Source organism: Achromobacter kerstersii (genome assembly GCF_902859595.1).
Classification (GTDB): domain Bacteria; phylum Pseudomonadota; class Gammaproteobacteria; order Burkholderiales; family Burkholderiaceae_B; genus Achromobacter; species Achromobacter kerstersii.
Genome location: NZ_CADIJQ010000006.1, coordinates 13,586 through 35,462, shown reverse-complemented (window position 1 = coordinate 35,462; position 21,877 = coordinate 13,586). Strand labels below are relative to the sequence as shown.

At 65.4% G+C, this 21,877-nt stretch carries 17 protein-coding genes; 7 read left to right on the top strand and 10 right to left on the bottom strand.

Features of this window, described 5'->3' with window-relative positions:
* Nucleotides 1–54: 54 nt before the first annotated feature.
* Genes HV765_RS18100 through phoB form a run of 4 tightly spaced genes read right to left on the bottom strand, consistent with a single transcriptional unit; the run spans nt 55 to nt 4,217 of the window.
* A complete protein-coding gene (locus HV765_RS18100; protein ID WP_175170536.1) occupies nt 55–1,458 on the bottom strand; it encodes a heavy metal sensor histidine kinase in 1,404 nt (467 codons plus the stop codon).
* Nucleotides 1,455–2,141: a heavy metal response regulator transcription factor gene (locus HV765_RS18095; protein WP_054421283.1), complete on the bottom strand. Its 687-nt coding sequence runs from the start codon at nt 2,139–2,141 to the stop codon at nt 1,455–1,457. The genes HV765_RS18100 and HV765_RS18095 overlap by 4 nt, the downstream gene beginning before the upstream one ends.
* Nucleotides 2,142–2,198: 57 nt before the next feature.
* Nucleotides 2,199–3,506, bottom strand: a complete 1,308-nt coding sequence (gene phoR, locus HV765_RS18090) for a phosphate regulon sensor histidine kinase PhoR (protein ID WP_054421284.1) — start codon at nt 3,504–3,506, stop codon at nt 2,199–2,201.
* 12 nt (nt 3,507–3,518) lie between these two features.
* Nucleotides 3,519–4,217, bottom strand: coding sequence for a phosphate regulon transcriptional regulator PhoB (gene phoB / locus HV765_RS18085; protein ID WP_006227196.1), 699 nt, complete (start codon nt 4,215–4,217; stop codon nt 3,519–3,521).
* Between the two features lie 185 nt (nt 4,218–4,402).
* Here phoB and ubiE point away from each other — a divergent pair, with 185 nt between their 5' ends.
* The 6 genes from ubiE to rfaE2 all read left to right on the top strand — a co-directional run bounded on the left by ubiE (nt 4,403) and on the right by rfaE2 (nt 10,394).
* Nucleotides 4,403–5,179, top strand: coding sequence for a bifunctional demethylmenaquinone methyltransferase/2-methoxy-6-polyprenyl-1,4-benzoquinol methylase UbiE (ubiE, locus tag HV765_RS18080; RefSeq protein WP_054421285.1), 777 nt, complete (start codon nt 4,403–4,405; stop codon nt 5,177–5,179).
* A 178-nt stretch (nt 5,180–5,357) separates the two neighbouring features.
* Entirely contained in the window at nt 5,358–6,371 is a 1,014-nt protein-coding gene (locus tag HV765_RS18075; RefSeq protein WP_054421286.1) for a Tim44 domain-containing protein, read from the top strand.
* A gap of 189 nt (nt 6,372–6,560) precedes the next feature.
* Nucleotides 6,561–7,199, top strand: coding sequence for a ubiquinone biosynthesis accessory factor UbiJ (locus HV765_RS18070; protein ID WP_054421287.1), 639 nt, complete (start codon nt 6,561–6,563; stop codon nt 7,197–7,199).
* 3 nt (nt 7,200–7,202) lie between these two features.
* Nucleotides 7,203–8,756, top strand: a complete 1,554-nt coding sequence (ubiB, locus tag HV765_RS18065; RefSeq protein WP_054421288.1) for a ubiquinone biosynthesis regulatory protein kinase UbiB — start codon at nt 7,203–7,205, stop codon at nt 8,754–8,756.
* 181 nt (nt 8,757–8,937) lie between these two features.
* A complete protein-coding gene (locus HV765_RS18060; RefSeq protein ID WP_054421289.1) occupies nt 8,938–9,816 on the top strand; it encodes a ferritin-like domain-containing protein in 879 nt (292 codons plus the stop codon).
* Nucleotides 9,817–9,905: 89 nt separating this feature from the next.
* Complete coding sequence (rfaE2, locus tag HV765_RS18055; RefSeq protein ID WP_054421290.1) at nt 9,906–10,394, top strand: D-glycero-beta-D-manno-heptose 1-phosphate adenylyltransferase; 489 nt, start codon at nt 9,906–9,908, stop codon at nt 10,392–10,394.
* 7 nt (nt 10,395–10,401) lie between these two features.
* Here rfaE2 and HV765_RS18050 read toward each other — a convergent pair whose 3' ends face one another.
* From HV765_RS18050 to HV765_RS18025, 6 genes are all read right to left on the bottom strand, one after another.
* Complete coding sequence (locus HV765_RS18050; protein WP_054421291.1) at nt 10,402–11,733, bottom strand: TolC family outer membrane protein; 1,332 nt, start codon at nt 11,731–11,733, stop codon at nt 10,402–10,404.
* A gap of 81 nt (nt 11,734–11,814) precedes the next feature.
* Nucleotides 11,815–12,495 carry a protein-L-isoaspartate O-methyltransferase family protein gene (locus tag HV765_RS18045; protein ID WP_054421292.1) on the bottom strand — a complete coding sequence of 227 codons (681 nt, stop codon included), beginning with the start codon at nt 12,493–12,495 and terminating at the stop codon, nt 11,815–11,817.
* Between the two features lie 182 nt (nt 12,496–12,677).
* Nucleotides 12,678–13,520 (bottom strand): bifunctional hydroxymethylpyrimidine kinase/phosphomethylpyrimidine kinase, encoded by an 843-nt coding sequence (gene thiD, locus HV765_RS18040; RefSeq protein WP_054421293.1) that lies wholly within the window; start codon nt 13,518–13,520, stop codon nt 12,678–12,680.
* Nucleotides 13,517–14,326 carry a thiazole synthase gene (locus HV765_RS18035; RefSeq protein WP_054421294.1) on the bottom strand — a complete coding sequence of 270 codons (810 nt, stop codon included), beginning with the start codon at nt 14,324–14,326 and terminating at the stop codon, nt 13,517–13,519. The genes thiD and HV765_RS18035 overlap by 4 nt, the downstream gene beginning before the upstream one ends.
* A 154-nt stretch (nt 14,327–14,480) precedes the next feature.
* A complete protein-coding gene (locus HV765_RS18030) occupies nt 14,481–15,461 on the bottom strand; it encodes a cobalamin-binding protein (protein WP_175170535.1) in 981 nt (326 codons plus the stop codon).
* A gap of 52 nt (nt 15,462–15,513) precedes the next feature.
* Nucleotides 15,514–17,559 carry a TonB-dependent receptor gene (locus HV765_RS18025; RefSeq protein WP_175170534.1) on the bottom strand — a complete coding sequence of 682 codons (2,046 nt, stop codon included), beginning with the start codon at nt 17,557–17,559 and terminating at the stop codon, nt 15,514–15,516.
* 455 nt (nt 17,560–18,014) lie between these two features.
* Here HV765_RS18025 and metH point away from each other — a divergent pair, with 455 nt between their 5' ends.
* Nucleotides 18,015–21,788 carry a methionine synthase gene (gene metH, locus HV765_RS18020; RefSeq protein WP_175170533.1) on the top strand — a complete coding sequence of 1,258 codons (3,774 nt, stop codon included), beginning with the start codon at nt 18,015–18,017 and terminating at the stop codon, nt 21,786–21,788.
* Nucleotides 21,789–21,877: the final 89 nt, after the last annotated feature.

Genomic DNA, 21,877 nt, shown 5'->3' with positions numbered 1-21,877 from the left:
GTGACCGTGATGACACTGTAGGAAAGCCGGGGTGACCCGATTCTGTCGCCTGGATTACGGTTTTGTAATGTTCGGGGGGCGCGGGGACGTTTCCGGCCCGCGCAACGTGATGCCCACCACCGTGCCAGACGCATCCGACACCGCGTCCACATCGCCGCCATGCATGCGGGCGATGGCGCGCACGATGGCCAGCCCCAGCCCGTGCCCTTCGCTGCGCGGCGCGCGGGTATGCCCAGACCGGAAGAAGCGGTCGAAGATGCGGGGCAGGTCGGCGGCCGGAATGGGCGTGCCGGGGTTACGCACTTGCACCCGCGCGCCTGCCGCCGACGCTGAACACGTCAGCACGATTTCGCGCCCCGCGGGCGTAGCCTTGATGGCGTTGGAGATCAAATTGGCCAAGGCGCGGCGCACCAGCCCCGGGTTGGCGGCCACCGTTGCATCGCCCTCGCAGCGCAGATGCACACCTTGGGCTTCCAACGTGGCTTCGTAGTATTCCGCCACGCGCCGGGCTTCGGCCGCGAGCGACACCGGCGCCAGGTCCGCCGCCCGTTCCCCGCGGTCCGCACGCGCCAGGAACAGCATGTCGTTGACCAGCGTCTTCAGGTCTTCGAGCTCTTCCAGATTGGATTCCAGCGCGTCGCGCAACTCGGCGGCGTCGCGCGGGGATGACAGCATCACCTGCGTGCCGTTGATCAGCGTGGCAAGCGGCGTGCGCAGTTCATGCGCAACGTCGGCGTTGAACCCTTCCATCTGCTGATACGCCGATTGCAGCCGTTCCAGCGTACGGTTGAAGGACCGCACCAGGTCGTGCAGTTCACGGTCGGTGTCTTCCAGCGGCAGGCGGCGCGCCAGATTGTCGGGCTGGATGCGGGCGGCCTGCTCCGACAGCCGGCGCGTGGGGGCCATGCTGCGGCGCACGGCCCAGGCGGCCAGCACCACGGTCGCGCCCACCCAGAGCGCGCAGATCAACACCAGCGCGGTGCCATAGGCGTACAGAAACTGCGAGCTGGTGCGCGTGCTGACGGCCACGGTCAGTTCGGCGCCCGGCAGGATGCGGTCGTTCATGGCCACGCGCAAGCCGCGCATGCGCCCGCCATCGGCGGTTTGCAGTACCACTTGTCTGCCGTCGTCAGCCGTGCCCAGCGTTTCAGGGGCGGGGCCGCCGTACACGGCGTGGCCCTGCGCGTCCACGATCCAGATGCCCAACTGGCCTTGGCCGGCGCGCATCTCGTCAAACGTGGCGGCCAGATCGTGCAGGCCGCTGGCGCTGTTCTGCATGTCGATCAGGTGGTCGATCAATTCCAGCTTGCCGCTGACCTCGGTGATTTCCTGGCGCTCGACTTCGCGCTTGAGCGCCCAGAACAACGTCGCCCCGGCCAGGCTGGATACCAGCAATGCAATGGCGCCCAACAGCAGCGTCAGCCGCGCCTGCATCGAACGCATGCGCGGCGGCTTCATGCCGGTTTGGGCTCGGGGCGCGACTCCAGCACATAGCCCATGCCGCGCACGGTGTGCAGCAGCTTGGCGTCGAACGGGTCGTCCAGCTTGCCGCGCAGGCGGCGCACGGCGACGTCGATGACATTGGTGTCGCTGTCGAAATTCATGTCCCACACCTGTTCGGCCAGCGTGGTGCGCGACAGCACCTGCCCCTGGCGGCGCAGCAGCAGGGCGAGCAGGTTGAATTCCTTGGCGGTCAGGTCCAGGCGGCGGCCGCCCCGCTGGGCGCGGCGGCGCGCCAGGTCCAGCTCCAGGTCGGCCAGGCGCAGCAGAGTGGGTTCTTGCGTGCGGCCCCGGCGCAGCAGCGCCTGCACGCGGGCCAGCAGCTCCGAAAACGCAAAGGGCTTGACCAGATAATCGTCGGCGCCGCCTTCCAGGCCGCGCACGCGGTCTTCCACGGCGTCGCGCGCCGTCAGCATCAGGATGGGGGTGTCTTTTTGTGCGCGAACCGATGCCAGGATGCCGAAGCCGTCCACGCCGGGCAGCATCACGTCCAGCACGATCAGGTCGTACGCGCCTTCCAGCGCCAGATGCAGACCGTCGACGCCGTCACGCGCCAGATCCACGATATGGCTCTGTTCCGACAGCCCCTTCTTAAGGTAGTCGGCCAGTTTGGGTTCGTCTTCGATGACCAGGATGCGCATGGCCGGAAATTTACCACCCGCGCCGGCTGTGCGGCGCGGGTGGTACGAGCAAACCGGTCAGGCCGGTTCGTCGATAGCGATACGTTCGAAGGGGAAGCGCAGCGCAAAGACGCTGCCTTTGCCGGGCTCGCTCGTGATGAGCAATTCGGCATCGTGGCGCATGGCGATGTGCTTGGTGATCGCCAGGCCCAGGCCCGTGCCGCCCACGGCGCGCGAGCGCCCGCGGTCCACGCGGTAGAAACGTTCGGTCAGGCGCGGCAGGTGGCGGGCGGGGATGCCGATGCCGGTGTCCTGCACGCTGTAGCGCGCGCCGCCATCGGGCTCGCGTTCCCAGCGCACGGTGATCGTCCCGCCGTCGGGCGTGTAGCGCACGGCGTTGGTCAGCAGGTTCGACAGCGCAGAGGTCAACTCGGTTTCGGCGCCCAGCACGTCCAGCGTTTCGTCGATGTGCCATTCCAGCACATGACGTCCGCCCGACAAGGCTTCGATCTGCTGACGCGCCTTTTGCAGCAGCGCGCTCATGTTGATTGCACGCGGGTCGCTGCCCGGCGACGATTCCAGCGTGGACAAGGTCAGCAGGTCTTCGACAATGGCCTGCATGCGCTGGGCCTGCTCATGCATCATGTCGATGTACTGCGCGCGCTGTTCTTCGGGCAAGGCATCGGCCGGCATGTCGCGCAGCGTTTCCAGAAAGCCCGCCAGCACGGTCAGCGGCGTGCGCAGCTCGTGCGAGACGTTGGCCACGAAATCGCGGCGCGTGGTTTCCAGGCGTTCAATCTGCGTGACGTCGCGGGTAATGAGCAGGCGCTGATTACTGGCGTAAGACGTCAGCTGCATCATCATCAGCCGTTCCTGGCCTTGCTGGCCCAGCCGCACCAGGATCGGGTCGGGCCAGGACGAGCGGTGCGCGTATTCCACGAATTCCGGCGCGCGCAGCAGGTTCAGCAGATTGTGGCCACGGTCGGCCGGCAGGCGCAGGCCCAGATGCTGGCGCGCCATGCGGTTGCACCAGTCGATCTGGAATTCTTCATTCATCGTGACCGCGCCGTCCGGCAGCGCCTGGGCGGCGGCCAGCATGCCTTGCATGGTGTCGCGGGTTTCGGCCAGTTCCCGGGCGCGGGCACGGGTGTAGCGGTAGAGCGGGGCGAGGATGTCGTCCCAAGGCCCGACGGAGGCGGGAGGAGAGGTGTCCGGGTGATTGGCCCAGTGGGAAACCAGCGTCAGGCGCCAGCTGCGCCAGAGCAGCATGGCGGCCAACGCGGCGGAAAACACGATCCAGCCGAATGGATCACCTATGAGCCATTGCGCCAGTAGTGAAATCACCGCCCACAGGGCGACCAGGAAAAGGGTGCGCAGCCAGATCATCGTGCGGGAGTTTTACCGCGTCGGAAGCTGTGCCGTAAACCGGTATCCGCTGCCGCGCACGGTTTCAACGTGCGCATCGTGGCCGCTGGGTTCCAACGCCTTGCGCAGGCGGCGGATGTGGACGTCAACGGTGCGTTCTTCCACGAACACGTGGTCGCCCCAGACCTGATCCAGCAGTTGCGAACGCGAGAACACGCGCTCGGGGTGGGTCATGAAGAAGTGCAGCAGACGGAACTCGGTGGGGCCGATCTGCAAAGACTGGCTATTGCCGGACAAGCGGTGCGTGACCGGGTCCAGCTTCAGGCCGCCCACGTCGATGACGTCATCGGTCAGCTGGGGCGCGCGGCGGCGCAACACGGCCTTGATGCGGGCCATGAGCTCTTTCGGCGAGAAGGGCTTGGTGATGTAGTCGTCGGCGCCGGCTTCCAGGCCGTCTACCTTGTCTTGCTCGGAGCCCTTGGCGGTCAGCATGATGACCGGGACGGCGCGGGTGCGCTCGTCGTTGCGCAGCTTGCGCGCCATGGCCAGGCCGGACGTGCCGGGCAACATCCAATCCAGCAGGATCAGATCGGGGAGTTCGGCGCGAATCAGGGTCTGGGCCTGGTCGGCGTCGAACGCGCGCAGCACTTTATGCCCCGCGAAGGACAGGTTGACGGCGATCAGTTCCTGGATTGCGGGTTCGTCTTCGACGACGAGGATGGTGCTGGACATGGCGAATTTGGCACACTTCTGAGCGCCGGCGCGGCGCGAACATTGCGATAGTATGGCCGCAATATTTCAGGTATGTGACCGCAGGGTGCTTCCGGGGAAGGTTCTCTGCCCGCCGGGGCGTGCCCCTCTGCCCGCCGGGGCGTGCCCGATAGGCTACCATTGCCAGGATATATCGGGAATTCACCATGCAAAACCCCTCCGAATCGCAACATTCCGCCGACTCCAACGCCCAATCCACGCATTTCGGCTTCCAAACGGTGCCGGAAGGCGAAAAAGCCCGCAAGGTCGCTGAAGTCTTCCATTCGGTCGCCCAGCGCTACGACGTCATGAACGATTTCATGTCGGCCGGCCTGCACCGCGTCTGGAAGGCCTTCACCATTGGCCGCGCCGCCATCCGCCCCGGCATGAAGGTATTGGACATCGCCGGCGGTACGGGCGACCTGGCCAAGGCTTTCGCCAAGCGCGCGGGGCCTACCGGCGAGGTCTGGCTGACCGACATCAATGATTCCATGCTGCGCGTGGGCCGCGACCGCCTCACTGACGCCGGCCTCTTGGTGCCCACCGCCGTGTGCGACGCCGAGCGCCTGCCGTTCCCCACGGGTTATTTCGACCGCGTCAGCGTGGCCTTTGGCCTGCGCAACATGACGCACAAAGACCGCGCGCTGGCTGAAATGACCCGCGTACTGAAGCCGGGCGGCAAGCTGCTGGTGCTGGAATTCTCGCGCGTGGCCAAGCCGCTGGCGCCCGCCTACGACTGGTATTCCTTCAACGTGCTGCCCTGGTTGGGCAAGAAGGTCGCCAAGGACGAAGCCAGCTACCGTTACCTGGCGGAATCCATCCGCATGCATCCCGACCAGGAAACCCTGGCCGACATGCTGCGCACCGCCGGTCTGGAACGGGTTCAGTATTTCAACCTGACTGCCGGCATCGCCGCCTTGCACGAGGGCGTGCGCCTGGGCTGAACCCCGGCCTGTCCACAGGATATTTCTTCACCCCACGGGGAACTTGTGGGGCGGCGTCTTGTCCGTTATTCTTACGACGTTCAGATTACTGTAAGAAAAGTCGCGATTAGGTCCCGCTGTCCGTGGGACTCCCAGCTGCTCGGGGCAGCGGGGGCGCGAGTACGAGGGAGCAAACTCTATGACCAAATTCTGTCTTTCGCGGTTTGTCGCCGCGGCGCTCATCGCCGTTTCCGGCGCGGCGTTGGTGACGGCGTCGTTTGACGCTGAAGCCCGTCGTGCAGGTGGTGGCAGCAGCGTCGGCCGTCAATCCTCCAATGTGACCCAGCAGCGCCAGGCGACCACGCCGCCGGCCGCCGCCAACAACACGGCTGGCGCCACCGCCGCTCCGGCAGCCGCCGGCGCAGCCACGGCCGGCGCCGCGGGCGCTGCCGCCAAGAGCGGCGCGTCGCGTTGGCTCGGCCCCATCGCCGGCATCGCTGCTGGCCTGGGTATCGCCGCCTTGCTGTCCAGCATGGGCCTGTCGGGCGCCTTCGCTGAATTCCTGGGCTCCGCGCTGCTGATCGCCGCCGTTGTCTTCGCCGTCATGTTCATCATCCGCCGTCTGCGTGGCGCCGGTCCGCGTACCGCGACGCAAGGTGCCTTCAATGGCGCCAACAACGCACCGGGCCAGCAACCGCAGCCGATGTGGCGTGAAGCCCTGAAGCCGGCTGCCGCCGCACCCGCCGCTGCTGCCGCCCCTGTGGCTGCCGCCGCACCGGTCGCGCCTCCGGCAGTTCTGCCCAAAGCGGGCGAGGACAACAACTGGTTCGTGCCGGGTGATTTCGATACGCCCAACTTCCTGAAGCAAGCCAAGGAGCAGTTCGTTCGCATCCAGGCTGTGTGGGACAGCGGCAGCACCGATGGCCTGCGCGACTTCCTGACCGATGACCTGATCACCGAACTCAAGCCGCAGCTGGCTGAGCGCGGCGCGGCCCCCAACAAGACCGAAGTGGTGCTGTTGAACGCCGAAATGCTGGGCATCGAGTCCGTGTCCGACGGCCACCTGGCCAGCGTGCGCTTCTCCGGCATGCTGCGTGAGGCCCCCGGCGCCGAAGCCTTCCGCTTCGAAGAAGTCTGGAACCTGTTCAAGCCTGCCAATGGCGGCTGGCTGTTGGCTGGCATTCAGCAGATTCCGGTGGATCTGGCCAGCTAAACGCTGGCTGGCCGGGACTGCCTCTGTCCTCCGTTGCCGGATGCCCGAAAGGGCATCCGCTTGAACCGGCCCCACAAGGGCCGGTTTTTCCATGTGCCTTTCGCACTAAACACGCGCCCATCTAACCCGTTACACTCCCGATTTACCTACTAATTCCGGCAACCCCGCCACGCGGTGTTGCAGACCGTCATGCTGCCTTTTTCGTTCCTGCCCACTCCCTCGCGGTTGGCTGTAAGCGCGCTCAACGCCCTGTTGCGGCGTGAGGACTGGGCGCGCGAGCGTCTGGCGCGGCATGCCGGCAAGACCGTGCGCTTTGCGTTGGGCGGTTTCACGCTGGGCCTGACGATCGACAGCGAAGGCCTTGCGGCGCAGGCTGACCCCGCCGTCGTGCCCGACGTGACGCTGACCGTGGCCCCTGAAAAGCTGCCGTTGCCGCGCCTGGGCGCTGACCGTGAAACCCCTGACTTCGCCGAAGCCACCCATATCTCGGGCGACGCGGCATTGGCCCAAGTGGTGGCGGACCTGTCCAAGCAGCTTCGCCCGGACCCCGAAGACGCGCTGGCCCGCGTGGTGGGCGATATCGCCGCACTGCGCATCGTGGGCGGCGCGCGCGCCGCGGCCAATGGGGCGCGCACGGTGGGCACGCGCCTGGCCGAAAACGTCTCGGAATACCTGGCCGAAGAAAGCGGCGTGCTGGTGGGCCGCCCCGCGCTGGAACAATGGCGCCTGGACTTAGCCGAGCTGAACGCTCGCACTGATGCCTTGACGCGTTCGGCCACCGCCCTGCAAACCCGTCTGGCTTCGGCCAGCGCAAAGCGGGGCGCCTGATCCATGTTTCCCCTGCTGCGCCTGCTTCGCATCATCGTTGTTTCCCTGCGCTATGGCCTGGACGAGCTCGTGCTCTCCAGCCTGAACCATCCTCTGGCGACCTGCCTGTTGCGCGTCATCCGCCTGGGCACGCGGCCGCGTCAGCCGCGCGGGCAGCGTCTGCGGATGGCCCTGGAATCGCTGGGCCCCATCTTCGTGAAGTTCGGGCAGGTGCTCTCCACCCGCCGCGACCTGATCCCCGCCGACATCGCCAACGAGCTCGCGCTGCTTCAAGACCGCGTGCCGCCGTTCCCGTCCGCGCAGGCCGCCGCCTGCATCGAGGCCGCGCTGGGTGCGCCGCCCGAAAAACTGTTCGCGCAGTTCGATGTGGACCCGGTGGCCTCGGCGTCCATCGCCCAGGTTCACTTCGCCGTGCTGCATGACGGCCGCGAAGTGGCCGTCAAGGTGCTGCGTCCGGGGATGCTGAGCATCATCGAAAAAGACTTGTCGCTCTTGAAGATCGTGGCGCGCATCATCGAGCGCCTGGGCGACGATGGCCGCCGCCTGAAGCCGCGCGAAGTCGTGGCCGAATTCGACAAATACCTGCACGACGAGCTGGATCTGGTGCGCGAAGCGTCCAATTGCAGCCAGCTGCGCCGCAACTTCGGCCCTGAATCGGGCCGGGGCGACATGCTGATCGTGCCCGAGGTCATCTGGGAATACACGGCGTCCACGGTGTTCACCATGCAGCGCATGTACGGCATGCCGGTGGGCCAGGTTGAACGCATGCGCGAAGCCGGCATCGACATCCCGACGCTGGCGCGCACGGGCGTCGAAATCTTCTTCACGCAGGTGTTCACCGACGGCTTCTTCCACGCCGACATGCACCCGGGCAACATCTACGTGTCGGACCGCCCTGGGACGCTTGGCAGCTATATCGCGCTGGACTTCGGCATCGTGGGTTCGCTGTCCGAGTTCGATAAAAATTACCTGGCGCAGAATTTCCTGGCCTTCTTCCACCGCGATTACCGGCGTGTGGCGCAACTGCACATCGAGTCAGGCTGGGTGCCCGCCGACACGCGCGAAGAAGAGCTTGAAGGCGCCGTGCGCGCCGTTTGCGAACCGTACTTTGACCGGCCATTGTCCGAGATCTCGCTGGGGCAGGTGTTGCTCCGCCTGTTCCAGACCTCGCGCCGGTTCAATGTAGAGATCCAGCCGCAGCTGGTGCTGCTGCAAAAGACGTTGCTGAACGTCGAGGGGTTGGGCCGACAGCTAGATCCCAACCTGGATCTCTGGAAGACCGCCAAGCCCTATCTGGAACGTTGGATGCGCCAGCGTGTCGGACTCAAGGGCTTGCGGCAAAGCCTGGAAAAAGAAGCGGTGCAGTGGTCGCAAATGCTGCCCGCTTTGCCCAGGCTGGTCCATGACCACCTGAGCCGCCCGAACGTTTCGCCCGCCCTGTTGGCCGAAATGATTCACCTGCGGCGCGCCCAGGAACAGAACAACCGGCTGGTTGCAGCGCTGGTTGGGGTGTTGGCTCTTGCGATTGGGGTCGCAATATGGGCCTTGACCCGATAGGCGGCGCGATGATCTAGACGAACCTTGTCATGTTTCATTCATGAAACGGTCATCATAGCTTCGCGGGAGACGGCGAAAAATAGCGCTGCGGTGGATGAATGCAGCGTCACGCCGAAGAGACGCGCGCGCCATTCATTAATTTCTATCGCCCCACAAGCGGGACGAATACAAGGGCAGACCCATGCTTTATCCTGAACTCTTCAAGACCATGGAAGCCGTGCGCTGGAACATGGCGCATGACATCCCCTGGGGGGATTTCGATCGCAGCAAGCTCTCTGACGAGCAGGCTCAAACGATCAAGATGAACGCCATCACCGAATGGGCGGCTTTGCCGGCCACAGAAATGTTCCTGCGCGACAACCGCGGCGACAGCGATTTCTGCGCATTCATGTCGGTCTGGTTCTTCGAGGAACAAAAGCATTCGCTGGTGCTGATCGAGTATCTGCGCCGTTTCCGCCCTGATCTCGTGCCCACCGAAGAAGAGCTGCACAACGTGCGCTTTGAATTCGACGCGGCCCCCGAACTGGAAACGCTGATGCTGCACTTCTGCGGCGAAATCCGCCTGAACCACTGGTACCGCCGCGCCGCCGAATGGCACACGGAACCCGTCATCAAGGCCATCTACAAGACCGTGGCGCAGGACGAAGCCCGCCACGCCGGCGCCTACCTGCAATACATGCGCCGCGCGCTGCATGACCGTGGCCAGGACACCAGCGAGCAAGCTCGCCTGGCGTTCTCGAAGATTGGCGTGCTGATGGCCTCGGCCGGCCGCACGCAGCAGGCGCTGCACCCGACCAACCTGCACGTGAACAAGGACTTGTTCCCGAACGACACGGTGCAGTCGCGTCTGCCCGAGCCGGGCTGGCTGGAGCATTGGCTGGACACCCAGATCCGCTTTGACGGCATCTGGGAACAGAAGGTCGCCTCGCGCATTCTGCACATCTTGTCCAAGCTGATGGACCGCAGCTTCGAAACGGTGAAGGACCTGAACCGCTACCGCAAGGAAATGACGGCGCTGATCGTTCCCAAGGAAAAGAAGATCATCCTCGGCGGCGCCTGAGTTTCAGGCGCTATTGCCGGCTATCGGGCTGCCGATGGGCCGGCAATCAGGCTGCCATCGGGCGGCGGACGGGCGGATATAATCGCCGCATGTCCGCCGCCCGTTTTGAATCCAAAGTCCTTTCCCGCGATGAATGCGTCGCCGCCGTCGCTGCTGGCCGCTTGCCGCGGCCGCTGGTGTTTACCAATGGCGTGTTCGATATCCTGCATCGCGGGCACGCGACGTATCTGGATCAAGCGGCGCAACTGGGCGCGACGCTGGTGGTGGCGGTGAACACCGACGAATCGGTGCGCCGTCTGGGCAAAGGCGCCGAGCGCCCGCTGAACCGCATGGAAGACCGCGCCGCGCTGCTGGCCGCGCTGGGCTTTGTGACCGTCGTCACGTCATTCCACGAAGACACGCCCGAAGCGCTGATCGGCGAGCTCAAGCCCGATTTGATCGTCAAGGGTGGCGACTACGACATGGAAAAGCTGCCCGAGACCGCGCTGGTCAAAACCTGGGGCGGCCGCGCAGTGGCGATTCCATTTGAATTCGAACGGTCAACGACGGCGCTGGTGAAGAAGATTCAAAGCGCCTGACGGGCGTTCAACGCGGTTCCCGAAGCAAGCGGTTAATCGCTTCCAGATCCGTTTCCGCCAGAATCCCGCTGGTGGCTTTCAAACGCAGCCCTGACAGCACCGTGCTGTAGCGCGCCAGCGCCAGATCCCGCTGCGTGGCGTATAGCTGCTGCTGGGCGTTCAGCACGTCCAGGTTGATGCGCACGCCCACTTCGTAGCCGGTGCGGTTGGCTTCCACAGAGGCGCGGCTGGATTTTTCGCCGGCTTCCAATGCCTGGATGCGCGCCAGCCCGCTGGTGACGCCGGTGTAGTACTGGCGCGCGGCCTGAACGGCTTGGCGCCGCGCGGTTTCAAAATCGTAGCGGGCCTTCTGTTCCAGCTGCACCTTCTCGGTCACTTGCGACGACACGCCGCCACCCGAATACAGCGGAATCGACAGCACCACGCCTATCGTGTTGTCGATCGGCTTGCCCGGCGCGGCGTTACGCATGACGGCGTCGCTGGCGCTGCCGCTGGTGGCGCGCAGGTTCAGGCTGGGGTAGTGGCCGCTCTTGGCGATCTGGATTTCACGGCCCGCGATGCGCGTCAGCAGCTGCGCGCGCAGCACTTCCAGGCTGGAGGACTCGGCCTGGGTGCTCCAATCATTCACGCGGGCGGGTTGGGGCGACGGCAGTTGCACGCCATACGGCAGTTCGGCCAGTGCGCCCGGCTGCGTGCCGATGATTTTGGCGAGCTCATCGCGGCGCACGTCCAGGTCATTCTGCAACCGCAATTCCTGCGCCACCACCAGGTCGTAGCGCGCCTGCGCCTCGAAGGTGTCGGTGACGGTGGAATTACCCAGCTCGAAATTGCGCTTGGCGGACTCCAGCTGCCCGGCAACGGCGGCCTTTTCGGCCTCGGTGGCGGTCAGCGTGTCTTGCGCGTAGAGCACGTTGAAGTAGGCGTCGGCCACGCGCAGCAGCAGGTCCTGGTAGGACTGCTGCAATTGCACTTCGACGTCGGCCACGATCAGCTTGGATTGCTCGTAGTTTTGCCAGCGGCCCCAATCGAACAGAGGCTGGGTCAGCGCCAGATCCCATACGCCGCGCCCGCCGCTGTAGGACACGCCCAGCCCACGGGTGCTGCGGGTTTCCTGGTAGGCGCCGCCGGCTTCGGCGGAAATCAGCGGCAGCAGCAGCGCGCGCGCTTGCGGCTCTTTTTCCAGGCCCGCGCGGTAGTTGGCGCGGGCGGCGGCGTAAGTCGGGTCATTGCCCAGGGCGGCTTGCCAGACCTGGATCAGGTTCTGCGCAAACGCGGGCGACGGGCCGACGCTTGCGGCGCAGGTAAAAACCAGTAAAGCCGTAAGCAATCGGACGCGCATGATTTTCAACGATACGCCGGACCACCCCGTTGATGCGCCACGCCCCGGCTGGGGGCAGGCGCGGGGCGGCAAGCTAGGGGTTTAGAACTTGAACTGGGATACCGTGGCGCCGCGCAGCGGCTTCACCACGGTTTCGAACAGGTTCACCGTTTCGAAACTGGCAGCGGTGGTGCGGGTGATGCGACAGGCCGTCATGACCGGGGCCTGGCCCACGATGACAACCAGGCGGCCGCCCACGCGCAGCTGGTACTTGAGCGCGTCGGGCACAACCGGCACCGAACCCGTCACCAGGATGGCGTCGTATTCGGTGGAGCCCCAGCCATTGCGGGCGTCGCCGGTTTCGACCTTGACGTTGGTGACGTTGTTCATTTGCAGGTTTTGCTGCGCGAACGTCACCAGGCGGCTGTCGATTTCGACCGAGGTCACTTGTTGGGCCAGATAGCCCAGCAGCGCAGCCTGATAGCCGGAGCCGGTGCCGATTTCCAGCACGCAGTCGGACTTGGTCAGTTGCAGTTCTTGCGCCAGGCGGGCTTCAACCTTGGGGGCCAGCATGGTCTGACGCGTATTGACCGCGTTGATTTCCAGCGGCAGTTCCAGGTCGGAAAACGCCAGGGCGCGCAGGGCCGGCGGAACAAATTGTTCGCGGCGCACATCGAACAGCGCTTGCAGCACGTTGGCGTCCAGGACGTCCCACGGGCGGATCTGCTGTTCCACCATATTGAAGCGGGCTTGTTCTACGTCGGGCAGGGTCGAAGCGTTCATGACGGTCAGGAAAAAACAGAGGAATCAGCCGGCCATTGTACCGATTCGTAGCGTCCTGTGACGGCGGTCCCATTCGGCAGATGTTTCAACGGCGGGAATCGGTCTGATTCGCGGGCCGGAAACGACAGCGGCGCTCCGTAGAGCGCCGCGTTTCACCCGCGTCTAGCCAGCGCAGCCGGCGCTCACCACCACGCGTGGAAGTGGTGGACGGGGCCGTGGCCGGACCCGACCGACAGCCGCTCGGCGTGGCGGATGGCTTCGGTCAGATAGGCCTTGGCGCGGCGCGCGGCCTCGGGTACGTCCCCGATTTGCGGCAGCAACGCGGCCAGCGCGGCCGACAGCGTGCAGCCCGTGCCGTGCGTGTTGACGGTCTCGATGCGGTGGCCGGGCAGTTCGATCATGCGGTCGCCGTCGTGCAGCAGGTCGATGGTCTCGTTGCCGGGCAGGTGGCCGCCCTTGACCAGCACCCAGCGTTCGCCCGAATGGGCCAGCTTGTTGCGCAGGCGCTCGGCCACGCGGCGCATTTCCTTGACGGTCTCAACCGGCCGCTCTTCCAGCAGCACGCCGGCTTCGGGCAGGTTCGGGGTCAACATCGTGCACTGCGGCAGCAGCGCTTCGCGCATCGCGCCCACGGCGTCGTTCTCCAGCAGCAGGTCGCCGCTTTTGGCGACCATGACCGGGTCCAGCACCACATGAGCCGGGGTCCACTTGGCCAGCTTTTCGGCCACGACTTCAATGACCGGATATTGGCCCAGCATGCCGATCTTGACGGCGTCGATGCGCACGTCGGCGAACAGGGTGTCGATTTGCAGGCCCACGAACGCGGGCGGCACGGCCGAGATGCCGGTGACGCCCTTTGTGTTCTGGGCGGTCAGCGCCGCGATGATGGCGCAGCCGTAGGCGCCCAGCGCGCTCATGGCCTTCACGTCGGCCAGGATGCCCGCGCCGCCGGACGGGTCGACGCCGGCGATGGTCAGCGCGTTGGGAATGGGACGGGCGCTGCCGTCCTGTTGGCGCGAACTCATTTCGCCGCGCCCGGGCCGCCGGTGATCAGCCCTTCGGTGGGCGAGCTGGGCGCGCCGCTGTACAGCTTCTTGGGCATGCGGCCGGCCAGGAAGGCTTCGCGGCCGGACTCCACGCCCTTCTTCATGGCGCTGGCCATCAGGATCGGGTCGCGCGCGGCGGCGATGGCGGTATTCATCAGCACGGCGTCGCAGCCCAGTTCCATGGCGATGGCCGCATCCGAGGCGGTGCCCACGCCGGCATCCACCACGACCGGCACGCGGGCCTGGTCGATGATCAAACGCAGGTTCCACGGGTTCAGGATGCCCATGCCCGAGCCAATCAGCGATGCCAGCGGCATCACGGCCACGGCGCCCATGTCTTCCAGCATGCGGCACTGGATGGGGTCGTCGGTGCAATAGACCATGACCTTGAAACCTTCGTCGACCAGCGTCTTGGTGGCCTTCAGGGTTTCGGGCATGTTCGGGAACAGCGTGTGCGGGTCGCCCAGCACTTCCAGCTTGACGAGCTCATGGCCGTCGAGCAGCTCGCGCGCCAGGCGCAAGGTGCGGATCGCGTCGTCGGCGGTGTAGCAGCCGGCGGTGTTGGGCAGCAGCGTGAATTTGGACGGCGGGACGTAGTCCAGCAGGTTCGGTTCGCCCGCGTTCTGGCCGATGTTGGTGCGGCGGATGGCAACCGTGACGATCTCGGTGCCGCTGGCGTCCAGCGCCGCGCGGGTCTCTTCGAAGTCCTTGTACTTGCCGGTGCCGACGAGCAGGCGCGACGAATAGGCGCGCCCGGCGATGGTGAGGGTGTCTTGTGTGGTCATGGCGGTGTTCAAAGGGCGGGGGCGCAAGAGCGGAGCCCGCGGAGGCTGACTGATTTTGCTATGCGAATGATAAAGCACGATGCCCTGCGGCAGGCGCGGCCGGTGAAATGGGGCGTTCCACTATTTGCAGATCGCGTGCAAAGCGGGCGATGCGTCAGCGCAAACGGTCCAGGTCGGCGCAGATTGCTTCTGCGGCGTCGATCAGGCGCGGGCCGGGGCGGTATAGCGCGTCGGCGTCCACGCCGTACACATGGCCGGCGCGGGCGGCGGGCAGCCCCAGCGCCTGCCAGGCGGCCAGGTTCTTCGCGGTGTCTTCGGGCCGGCTGACGCCCGCCAGCACCGCTTCCGGCCTGGCGGCCAGCACATTTTCCAGCGTGACCTGCGGGGCGACGACAGGCGCCAGGCCAAAGACGTTGATGCCGCCGCACAGGCGCAACGCGTCGCTGACGATGCTGCTGTTGTTCAGGGTGTAGATGGGGTCCAGCCCCGCTTGCACGAAGACGCGCACGGGACGGCGGCCGGCGTAGCGCGCGCTCAAGGCAGCCAGCCGGTCGCGCAAGGATTGCGCCGCCGGCCGCGCGTGTTCCTCAGTGCCGAACAGCACACCCATGCGTTCGACGGCGTCAGGAATGGCGGCGAGCGTCAGCGGGTCGCTGTAGAAGACGGGTACGCCCAGCTTGTCCATGACGCGCACCAACGGCTCGGCGGCGGTGGGCTGCCAGGCGATCAGCAAGTCGGGGCGCACGCCGGCCACGCGCTCGGCGTCGGGCTGCATGCCGTCGCCGATAACGGGCAATTGGCGGGCGGCGGCGGGGTAGTCACTGCCGCGTATGGTGGCGATGAGAAAGCGGCCTGCGCCGGCGGCGTAGACGAGTTCGGTCGCGTGGGGGGCCAGGGTGACGGCGCGGCGCGCGGGTGCGGCCAACAAGACCGTGTGGCCCTGGTCATCCCGGACTTGAATGTTCGGGTTCGGGTTCGGGTTCTGGTTCTGGTTCTGGCTCTGACTTGGCTGAACTTCCAGCGCCGCACGGTTGCCGGCTACAGCAGAAGCCACAAGCACCGGGCCTGCCAGCAGCGCACCCAGGGCAATCAACAGCCCCGGGGCGATGCGTGGAAAGGCGCGTGAGTCAGTCATGCAGGGGCCGATATCGTCAGCGAAGAACGCCGACTATATCGGATGTCCGCGATCAATAGCGCAGCGTGAGCGACGCGTAGAAATTGCGGCCCGGCGCGGGGTACAGGTTGTAGTTGGCGACGGGGCCCAGCATTTCGAACGACGCGTTGCCGCCACGGATGCCGTAGGTGGCGTACTGGCGATCAAAGATGTTGTTCACGCCGATGGCGCCTTCGATGTTGCGCGTGAACTTGTACGCAACCTTCGTGTTGAAAAGCACGTAGGCGTCCAGCTCCTTGTCGAACTGGTTGGCCTGGTCGTTGTCCATGCGCGACTTGCCCACATATTGCGCCGACACGTTCCACAGGAAGGCATCGGTGGGGCGCCAGGTCACGCCGGCGTTGGCCAGCCACTTGGGCGCCAGCGGCACGGTCTTGCCGGCCAGGTCCACGCCCGCGTAGTTGCCCGAGCGGAATTGCGCTTCCATCCAGGTCAGGTTCGCATCCAGCGTGATGCTGCTGGAAAGGGCGGTGCGGCCTTCCAGTTCGATGCCTTGGCGGCGGGTCGGGTCCAGGTTGGTGTTGGCGCCGGTGCCCGGGCCCCACATGCCGTCGGCCAGCGGGTTGTACTGGATTTCGTTGGTCAGGTCATAGCGGAAGTACGACAGGCGGGCGCTGCTGGCGGCGCCTTGCCACGTCACGCCGATTTCTTTGTCGGTGGACGTTTGCGGGGCCAGCGGCTGTTGCACCGACAGCAGTTCGTCGGCATTGGGCAGACGGAAGCTGCGGCCAACCTTGCCGTACAGGCCAAAGCCGGCGGACAGGTCCTGGCGCACGCCCAACTGCCAGGCGGTCAGATGGTTGCTGCGGTCGGAGGCGGTGCCCGAACCGCTCAGCACGTCCAGGTCGTCCGACGCGTACTGGCGGCGCACGCCGGCGGTCACGTAGGTGCTGTCGGTGGCGCGGATCTGGCCTTCGGCAAACAGGCCGTACTGGTGCTGGCGCGACTGCCACTTCGACGGTTCGAAGTCGTAGTAGGCGTTCTGGTCAGCGGTGGTCTTGGATTCTTGCGCGTCGGCGCCGAAGACGATGCTGTGGCCGCCGTTGATCGGCAGGCGATAGCGCACGCTGGCGATGTTCTCTTCCAGCTTCTGGTCGCGCAGGGTGTCGCCAAAACCGTCATACGACAGGCCGTTCAGCTTCTTTTCGCGGGTCGACAGGTCGGCGTACAAGGTGCCAACGCCAATCGCCTGCTCGACTTGCAGGCCGAAGGTGGTGGTCGTGGTCTTGACGAAGTCGACGTCGTTCTTCGAACCGCGTGGGTCGTCCTGGAATTCGTTCACGCCGGTCGACGGGCTGATCAGGCGCGGGCCGGGCAGCTCCAGCTTTTGCGTCGTGGTACGGCCGTACAGGCGGATCGAGCCATCGCTGTGGCGCAGGGTGATGCCGCCGCCGCCACCTTCGCGGCGCTCGCCGCTGTGGTCGCGGTAGCCGTCGGAGTGCAGCGACTGCATGTAAGCGTCAACGCCAACCTTCTCGTTGTTCATCGCCACGGCGGCGTCGTACTGGCGCAGGCCGTAGCTGCCGAACGTGGCGGTGGCGCGGGCCGTGACCGGCTCCTTCGAGAAATCGGACTTGGTGATGATGTTGATCACGCCGCCGGTCGTGCCGCCGCCGTATTGAACGGAGCCGCTGCCGCGCACGATTTCAATGCGTTCCACCTGGTCCAGCGGCACCACGCCCAGGCTGGGGGCCGACAGGTCATTCGTGTTCTGCTTCACGCCATCGATCAAGATCAGCGTGTTGCTGGCGCCGGTGATGCCGAAGCCGCGCAGGTCGACGATCGCGTTGTCGCTCGAACTGCTGGTGTTGATCAGGTTGATGCCGGACTGGGTCGACAGCAGGTCCTGCATGGTGCGGGCGCTGCTGGCGGCGATGTCTTCGGCCGTGATCACCGAAATGGACACCGGCAGCGTGCGGCCGTCGGTCGGCACGCGCTGGGCGGTGACGGTGACCGTGTCGAGTTCGGGGGCGGGGGAGGCAGCTTGCTGGGCGGCGGCGATGGCCGGGGCGGAACAGAGCAGGGCGCCGGCGTAACGCCGGATGGAGCGGGCTTTCATCTACGTAACCTCGATGCGACCCGCGACCCCGCAGGTCATTCACGATGGGGAGGGCGCCCACGCGCCGCGGCGGGCCGGTTCAGGCCTGGCGGCATTGCATGGACTTCCTGGCGATCGAACTGGCCGGTATCGGGCTGCCATGGGCGCAAAGCGCGCATGGGGACCGTTGCGGGGGCAGCACAGGCTGGACGCCGGGACGTGTGCGGCCGCCTTGTGGGCGGCGCGGCAGCCCTGGCGGGCGTCTTCCTGTTTCCCGTTTACCTTTCGCACGCGGACAGGCAAGTGTTGTGTTCTTGCCAGCAAGATGCGCCGAAAGCACCGGTTCGGGGCCGAAACTGTATCACCCGAGGGCGCGAGACAGCCCGTTTTGTTACGATCAGGGCTTGTTTTTTCGGCGTTTTTCGCTTTTTAGCCACATCTACGCCGCCGTTGGCCACCTTTATCTGGACCTGCCCGTGTCGTATCCCCGTTTGCCGTACCCGCCCGAAGCCTATACCCAAGGCGGTGAATTCGCCCGCCTGCTGGGCAAGCGCATCCTGATTCTGGACGGCGCCATGGGCACCATGATCCAGCGCTACAAGCTGGGCGAGGCGGACTTCCGCGGCGAGCGTTTCGCCGGCCACGGCAAAGACGTCAAGGGCAACAACGAACTGTTGTCGCTGGTGCGCCCCGACGTCATCTCGGAAATCCACCGCCAGTATCTGGAAGCCGGTGCCGACGTCATCGAGACCAACACCTTTGGCGCCACCACCATCGCGCAGGGCGACTACGACCTGCCGGAACTGGCCTACGAACTGAACCTGGTGTCGGCGCAATTGGCGCGCGAAGCCTGTGACGCCTACAGCACGCCGGACAAGCCGCGCTTCGTGGCCGGCGCCCTGGGCCCGCAGCCCAAAACGGCATCGATCTCGCCCGACGTGAACGACCCGGGTGCGCGCAACGTCACGTTCGACGAATTGCGCGTGGCTTATATCGAGCAGTTGAACGGCCTTCTGGACGGCGGCATCGACATCGTCCTGATCGAAACCATCTTCGACACGCTGAACGCCAAGGCCGCCATCTTCGCCACCGAGGAAGTGTTCGAGACGCGCGGCATCCGCCTGCCCGTCATGATCTCGGGCACCGTCACCGACGCGTCGGGCCGCATCCTGTCGGGCCAGACCGTGGAAGCCTTCTGGAACTCGGTGCGCCACGCGCGTCCGGTCACCATCGGCCTGAACTGCGCGCTGGGCGCGGCGCTGATGCGCCCCTACGTGGCCGAACTGTCCAAAATCTGTGACACCTACGTCTGCGTCTACCCCAACGCCGGCCTGCCCAACCCGATGGCCGAAACCGGCTTTGACGAAACGCCGGCCGACACGTCGGCGCTGCTTGAGGAATTCGCCCGCGCCGGGCTGGTGAACATGTCGGGCGGCTGTTGCGGCACCACGCCCGACCACATCCGCGCCATTGCGGACAAGGTCACGTCGCTGACGCCGCGCGTCGTGCCTGACATCCCGGTCAAGACCCGTCTGTCGGGCCTGGAACCGCTGAACATCGACGAAGACACGCTGTACGTTAACGTGGGCGAACGCACCAACGTGACGGGCAGCAAGATGTTCGCCCGCCTGATCCGCGAAGAAAAGTACGACGAAGCGCTGGCCGTGGCCCGCCAGCAGGTCGAGAACGGCGCGCAGATCATCGACATCAACATGGATGAAGCCATGCTGGATTCGGTGGCCTGCATGCACCGCTTCCTGAACCTGATTGCGTCCGAGCCCGACATTGCCCGCGTGCCGGTCATGATCGACAGCTCGAAGTGGGAAGTCATCGAAACCGGCCTGAAGTGCGTGCAGGGGAAGCCGGTGGTGAACTCCATTTCCATGAAGGAAGGGATCGAGCCGTTCCGCCATCACGCCCGCCTGTGCCGCCGCTACGGCGCGGCGGTGGTCGTCATGGCGTTTGATGAACTGGGTCAGGCCGACACGCTGGAACGCCGCAAGGAAATCTGCGGCCGCGCCTACAAGATTCTGGTCGAAGAAGAGGGCTTCCCGCCGGAAGACATCATCTTTGACCCGAACGTCTTCGCGGTCGCCACCGGCATCGACGAACACAACCACTACGCGGTGGACTTCATCGAAGGCACCCGCTGGATTCGCGACAACCTGCCCCACGCCCGCATTTCGGGCGGCGTGTCGAACGTCAGCTTCTCGTTCCGCGGCAACGAGCCCATGCGCGAAGCCATCCACACCGTGTTCCTGTATTACGCGGTCAAGGAAGGCATGACGATGGGCATCGTCAACGCCGGCCAGCTGGGCGTGTACGCCGACCTGGACCCCAAGCTGCGTGATCTGGTCGAAGACGTGGTGCTGGACCGCCCCAACCCCGTGGGCAAGACGGAAGCCGACGATGAACGCACGCCTACCGAACGCCTGGTGCAGTTTGCCGACAGCGTGAAGGGCTCCGGCGCCAAGCGCGAAGAAGACCTGACGTGGCGCAAGGCAGAGGTCGAGCAGCGCCTGTCGCACGCGCTGGTCCACGGCATCACGACGTTCATCGTCGAAGACACCGAAGAAGTCCGCCAGAAAATCTTCAACCGCGGCGGACGCCCCATTGAGGTCATCGAAGGCCCGCTGATGGACGGCATGAACGTCGTGGGCGACCTGTTCGGCGAAGGCAAGATGTTCCTGCCGCAGGTGGTGAAGTCGGCGCGCGTCATGAAGCAGGCCGTGGCCCACCTGATTCCCTTCATCGAAGAAGAAAAACGCCAGATCGCGGCGGCCGGCGGCGACGTGCGCGCCAAGGGCAAGATCGTCATCGCCACCGTCAAGGGCGACGTGCACGACATCGGCAAGAACATCGTGTCGGTGGTCTTGCAGTGCAATAACTTCGAAGTCGTGAACATGGGCGTGATGGTGCCCTGCGCGCAGATCCTGGAAAAGGCCAAGGAAGAAAACGCCGACATCGTCGGCTTGTCCGGCCTGATCACGCCCAGCCTGGAAGAGATGGCGTATGTGGCCAGCGAAATGCAGCGCGACGACTACTTCCGCAGCCGCAAGCTGCCGCTGATGATTGGCGGGGCCACCACCAGCCGCGTGCACACCGCCGTGAAGATCGCGCCGAATTACGACGGCCCGGTCATTTACGTGCCGGACGCGAGCCGCTCGGTGGGCGTCGCCACGAATCTGATGTCGGACCAATCCGAGACGTACCTGGCCGAACTGGCGCAGGAATACGAAGACGTGCGCCGCCGCCACGCCAACCGCAAGGCCACGCCCATCTTGCCGCTGGCGGACGCGCGCGCCTCGCGCCCCGTCATCGACTGGGACAACTACACGCCGCCGCGCCCGAAGTTCATCGGCCGCCGTACGTTCAAAAGCTATGACTTGGCCGAGATCGTCAAGTACGTGGACTGGGGCCCGTTCTTCCAGACGTGGAGCCTGTTCGGCCCGTTCCCCGCCATTCTTGATGACAAGGTCGTGGGCGAACAGGCGCGCAAGGTCTACGCCGACGGTCTGGCCATGATGAAGCGCATCGTCGAAGGCCGCTGGCTTACCGCCAACGGGGTCGTGGGCTTCTACCCGGCCAACAGCGTCAACGACGAAGACATCGAAATCTACAAGGACGAAACGCGCAGCGAAGTGCTGTTCACGTATCGCAACCTGCGCCAGCAGGGCGCCAAGCGCGAAGGCGTCAGCAACAAGTCCTTGGCGGACTTCATTGCGCCCAAGTCGTCCGGCAAGCTCGACTACATCGGCATGTTCGCCGTCACGGCGGGCATCGGCATCGAGAAAAAGGAAGCGGAATTCGAGAAGGCGCTGGATGACTATTCCAGCATCATGTTGAAGTCGCTGGCTGACCGCCTGGCCGAAGGCTTTGCCGAATGCCTGCACGCCCGCGTGCGCCAGGACTTGTGGGGCTACGTGCCCAACGAGGCGCTGACGAACGAAGACATGATTGCCGAAAAGTACGTGGGCATCCGCCCTGCGCCTGGCTACCCGGCCTGCCCCGAACACGTGGTCAAGACCGACATGTTCCGCGTGCTGGACGGCAGCGACATCGGCATGATGCTGACCGACAGCTACGCCATGTACCCGGCGTCCAGCGTGTCCGGCTTCTATTTCAGCCACCCCGACTCGCAGTACTTCAACGTAGGCGTGATCGGCGAAGACCAGCTTGAAGACTACGCCAAGCGCAGCGGCCGCAGCATTGAAGACCTGAAACGGACGTTGGCGCCCAATTTGGGGTGACGCGGGCGGCGCGAGTGTTGAAACGGCTCTGACCGTAAAGCCGCCGCCGGGCATGGGCCGCGTCACCTTTTGGGGGCGCGGCCTTTTTT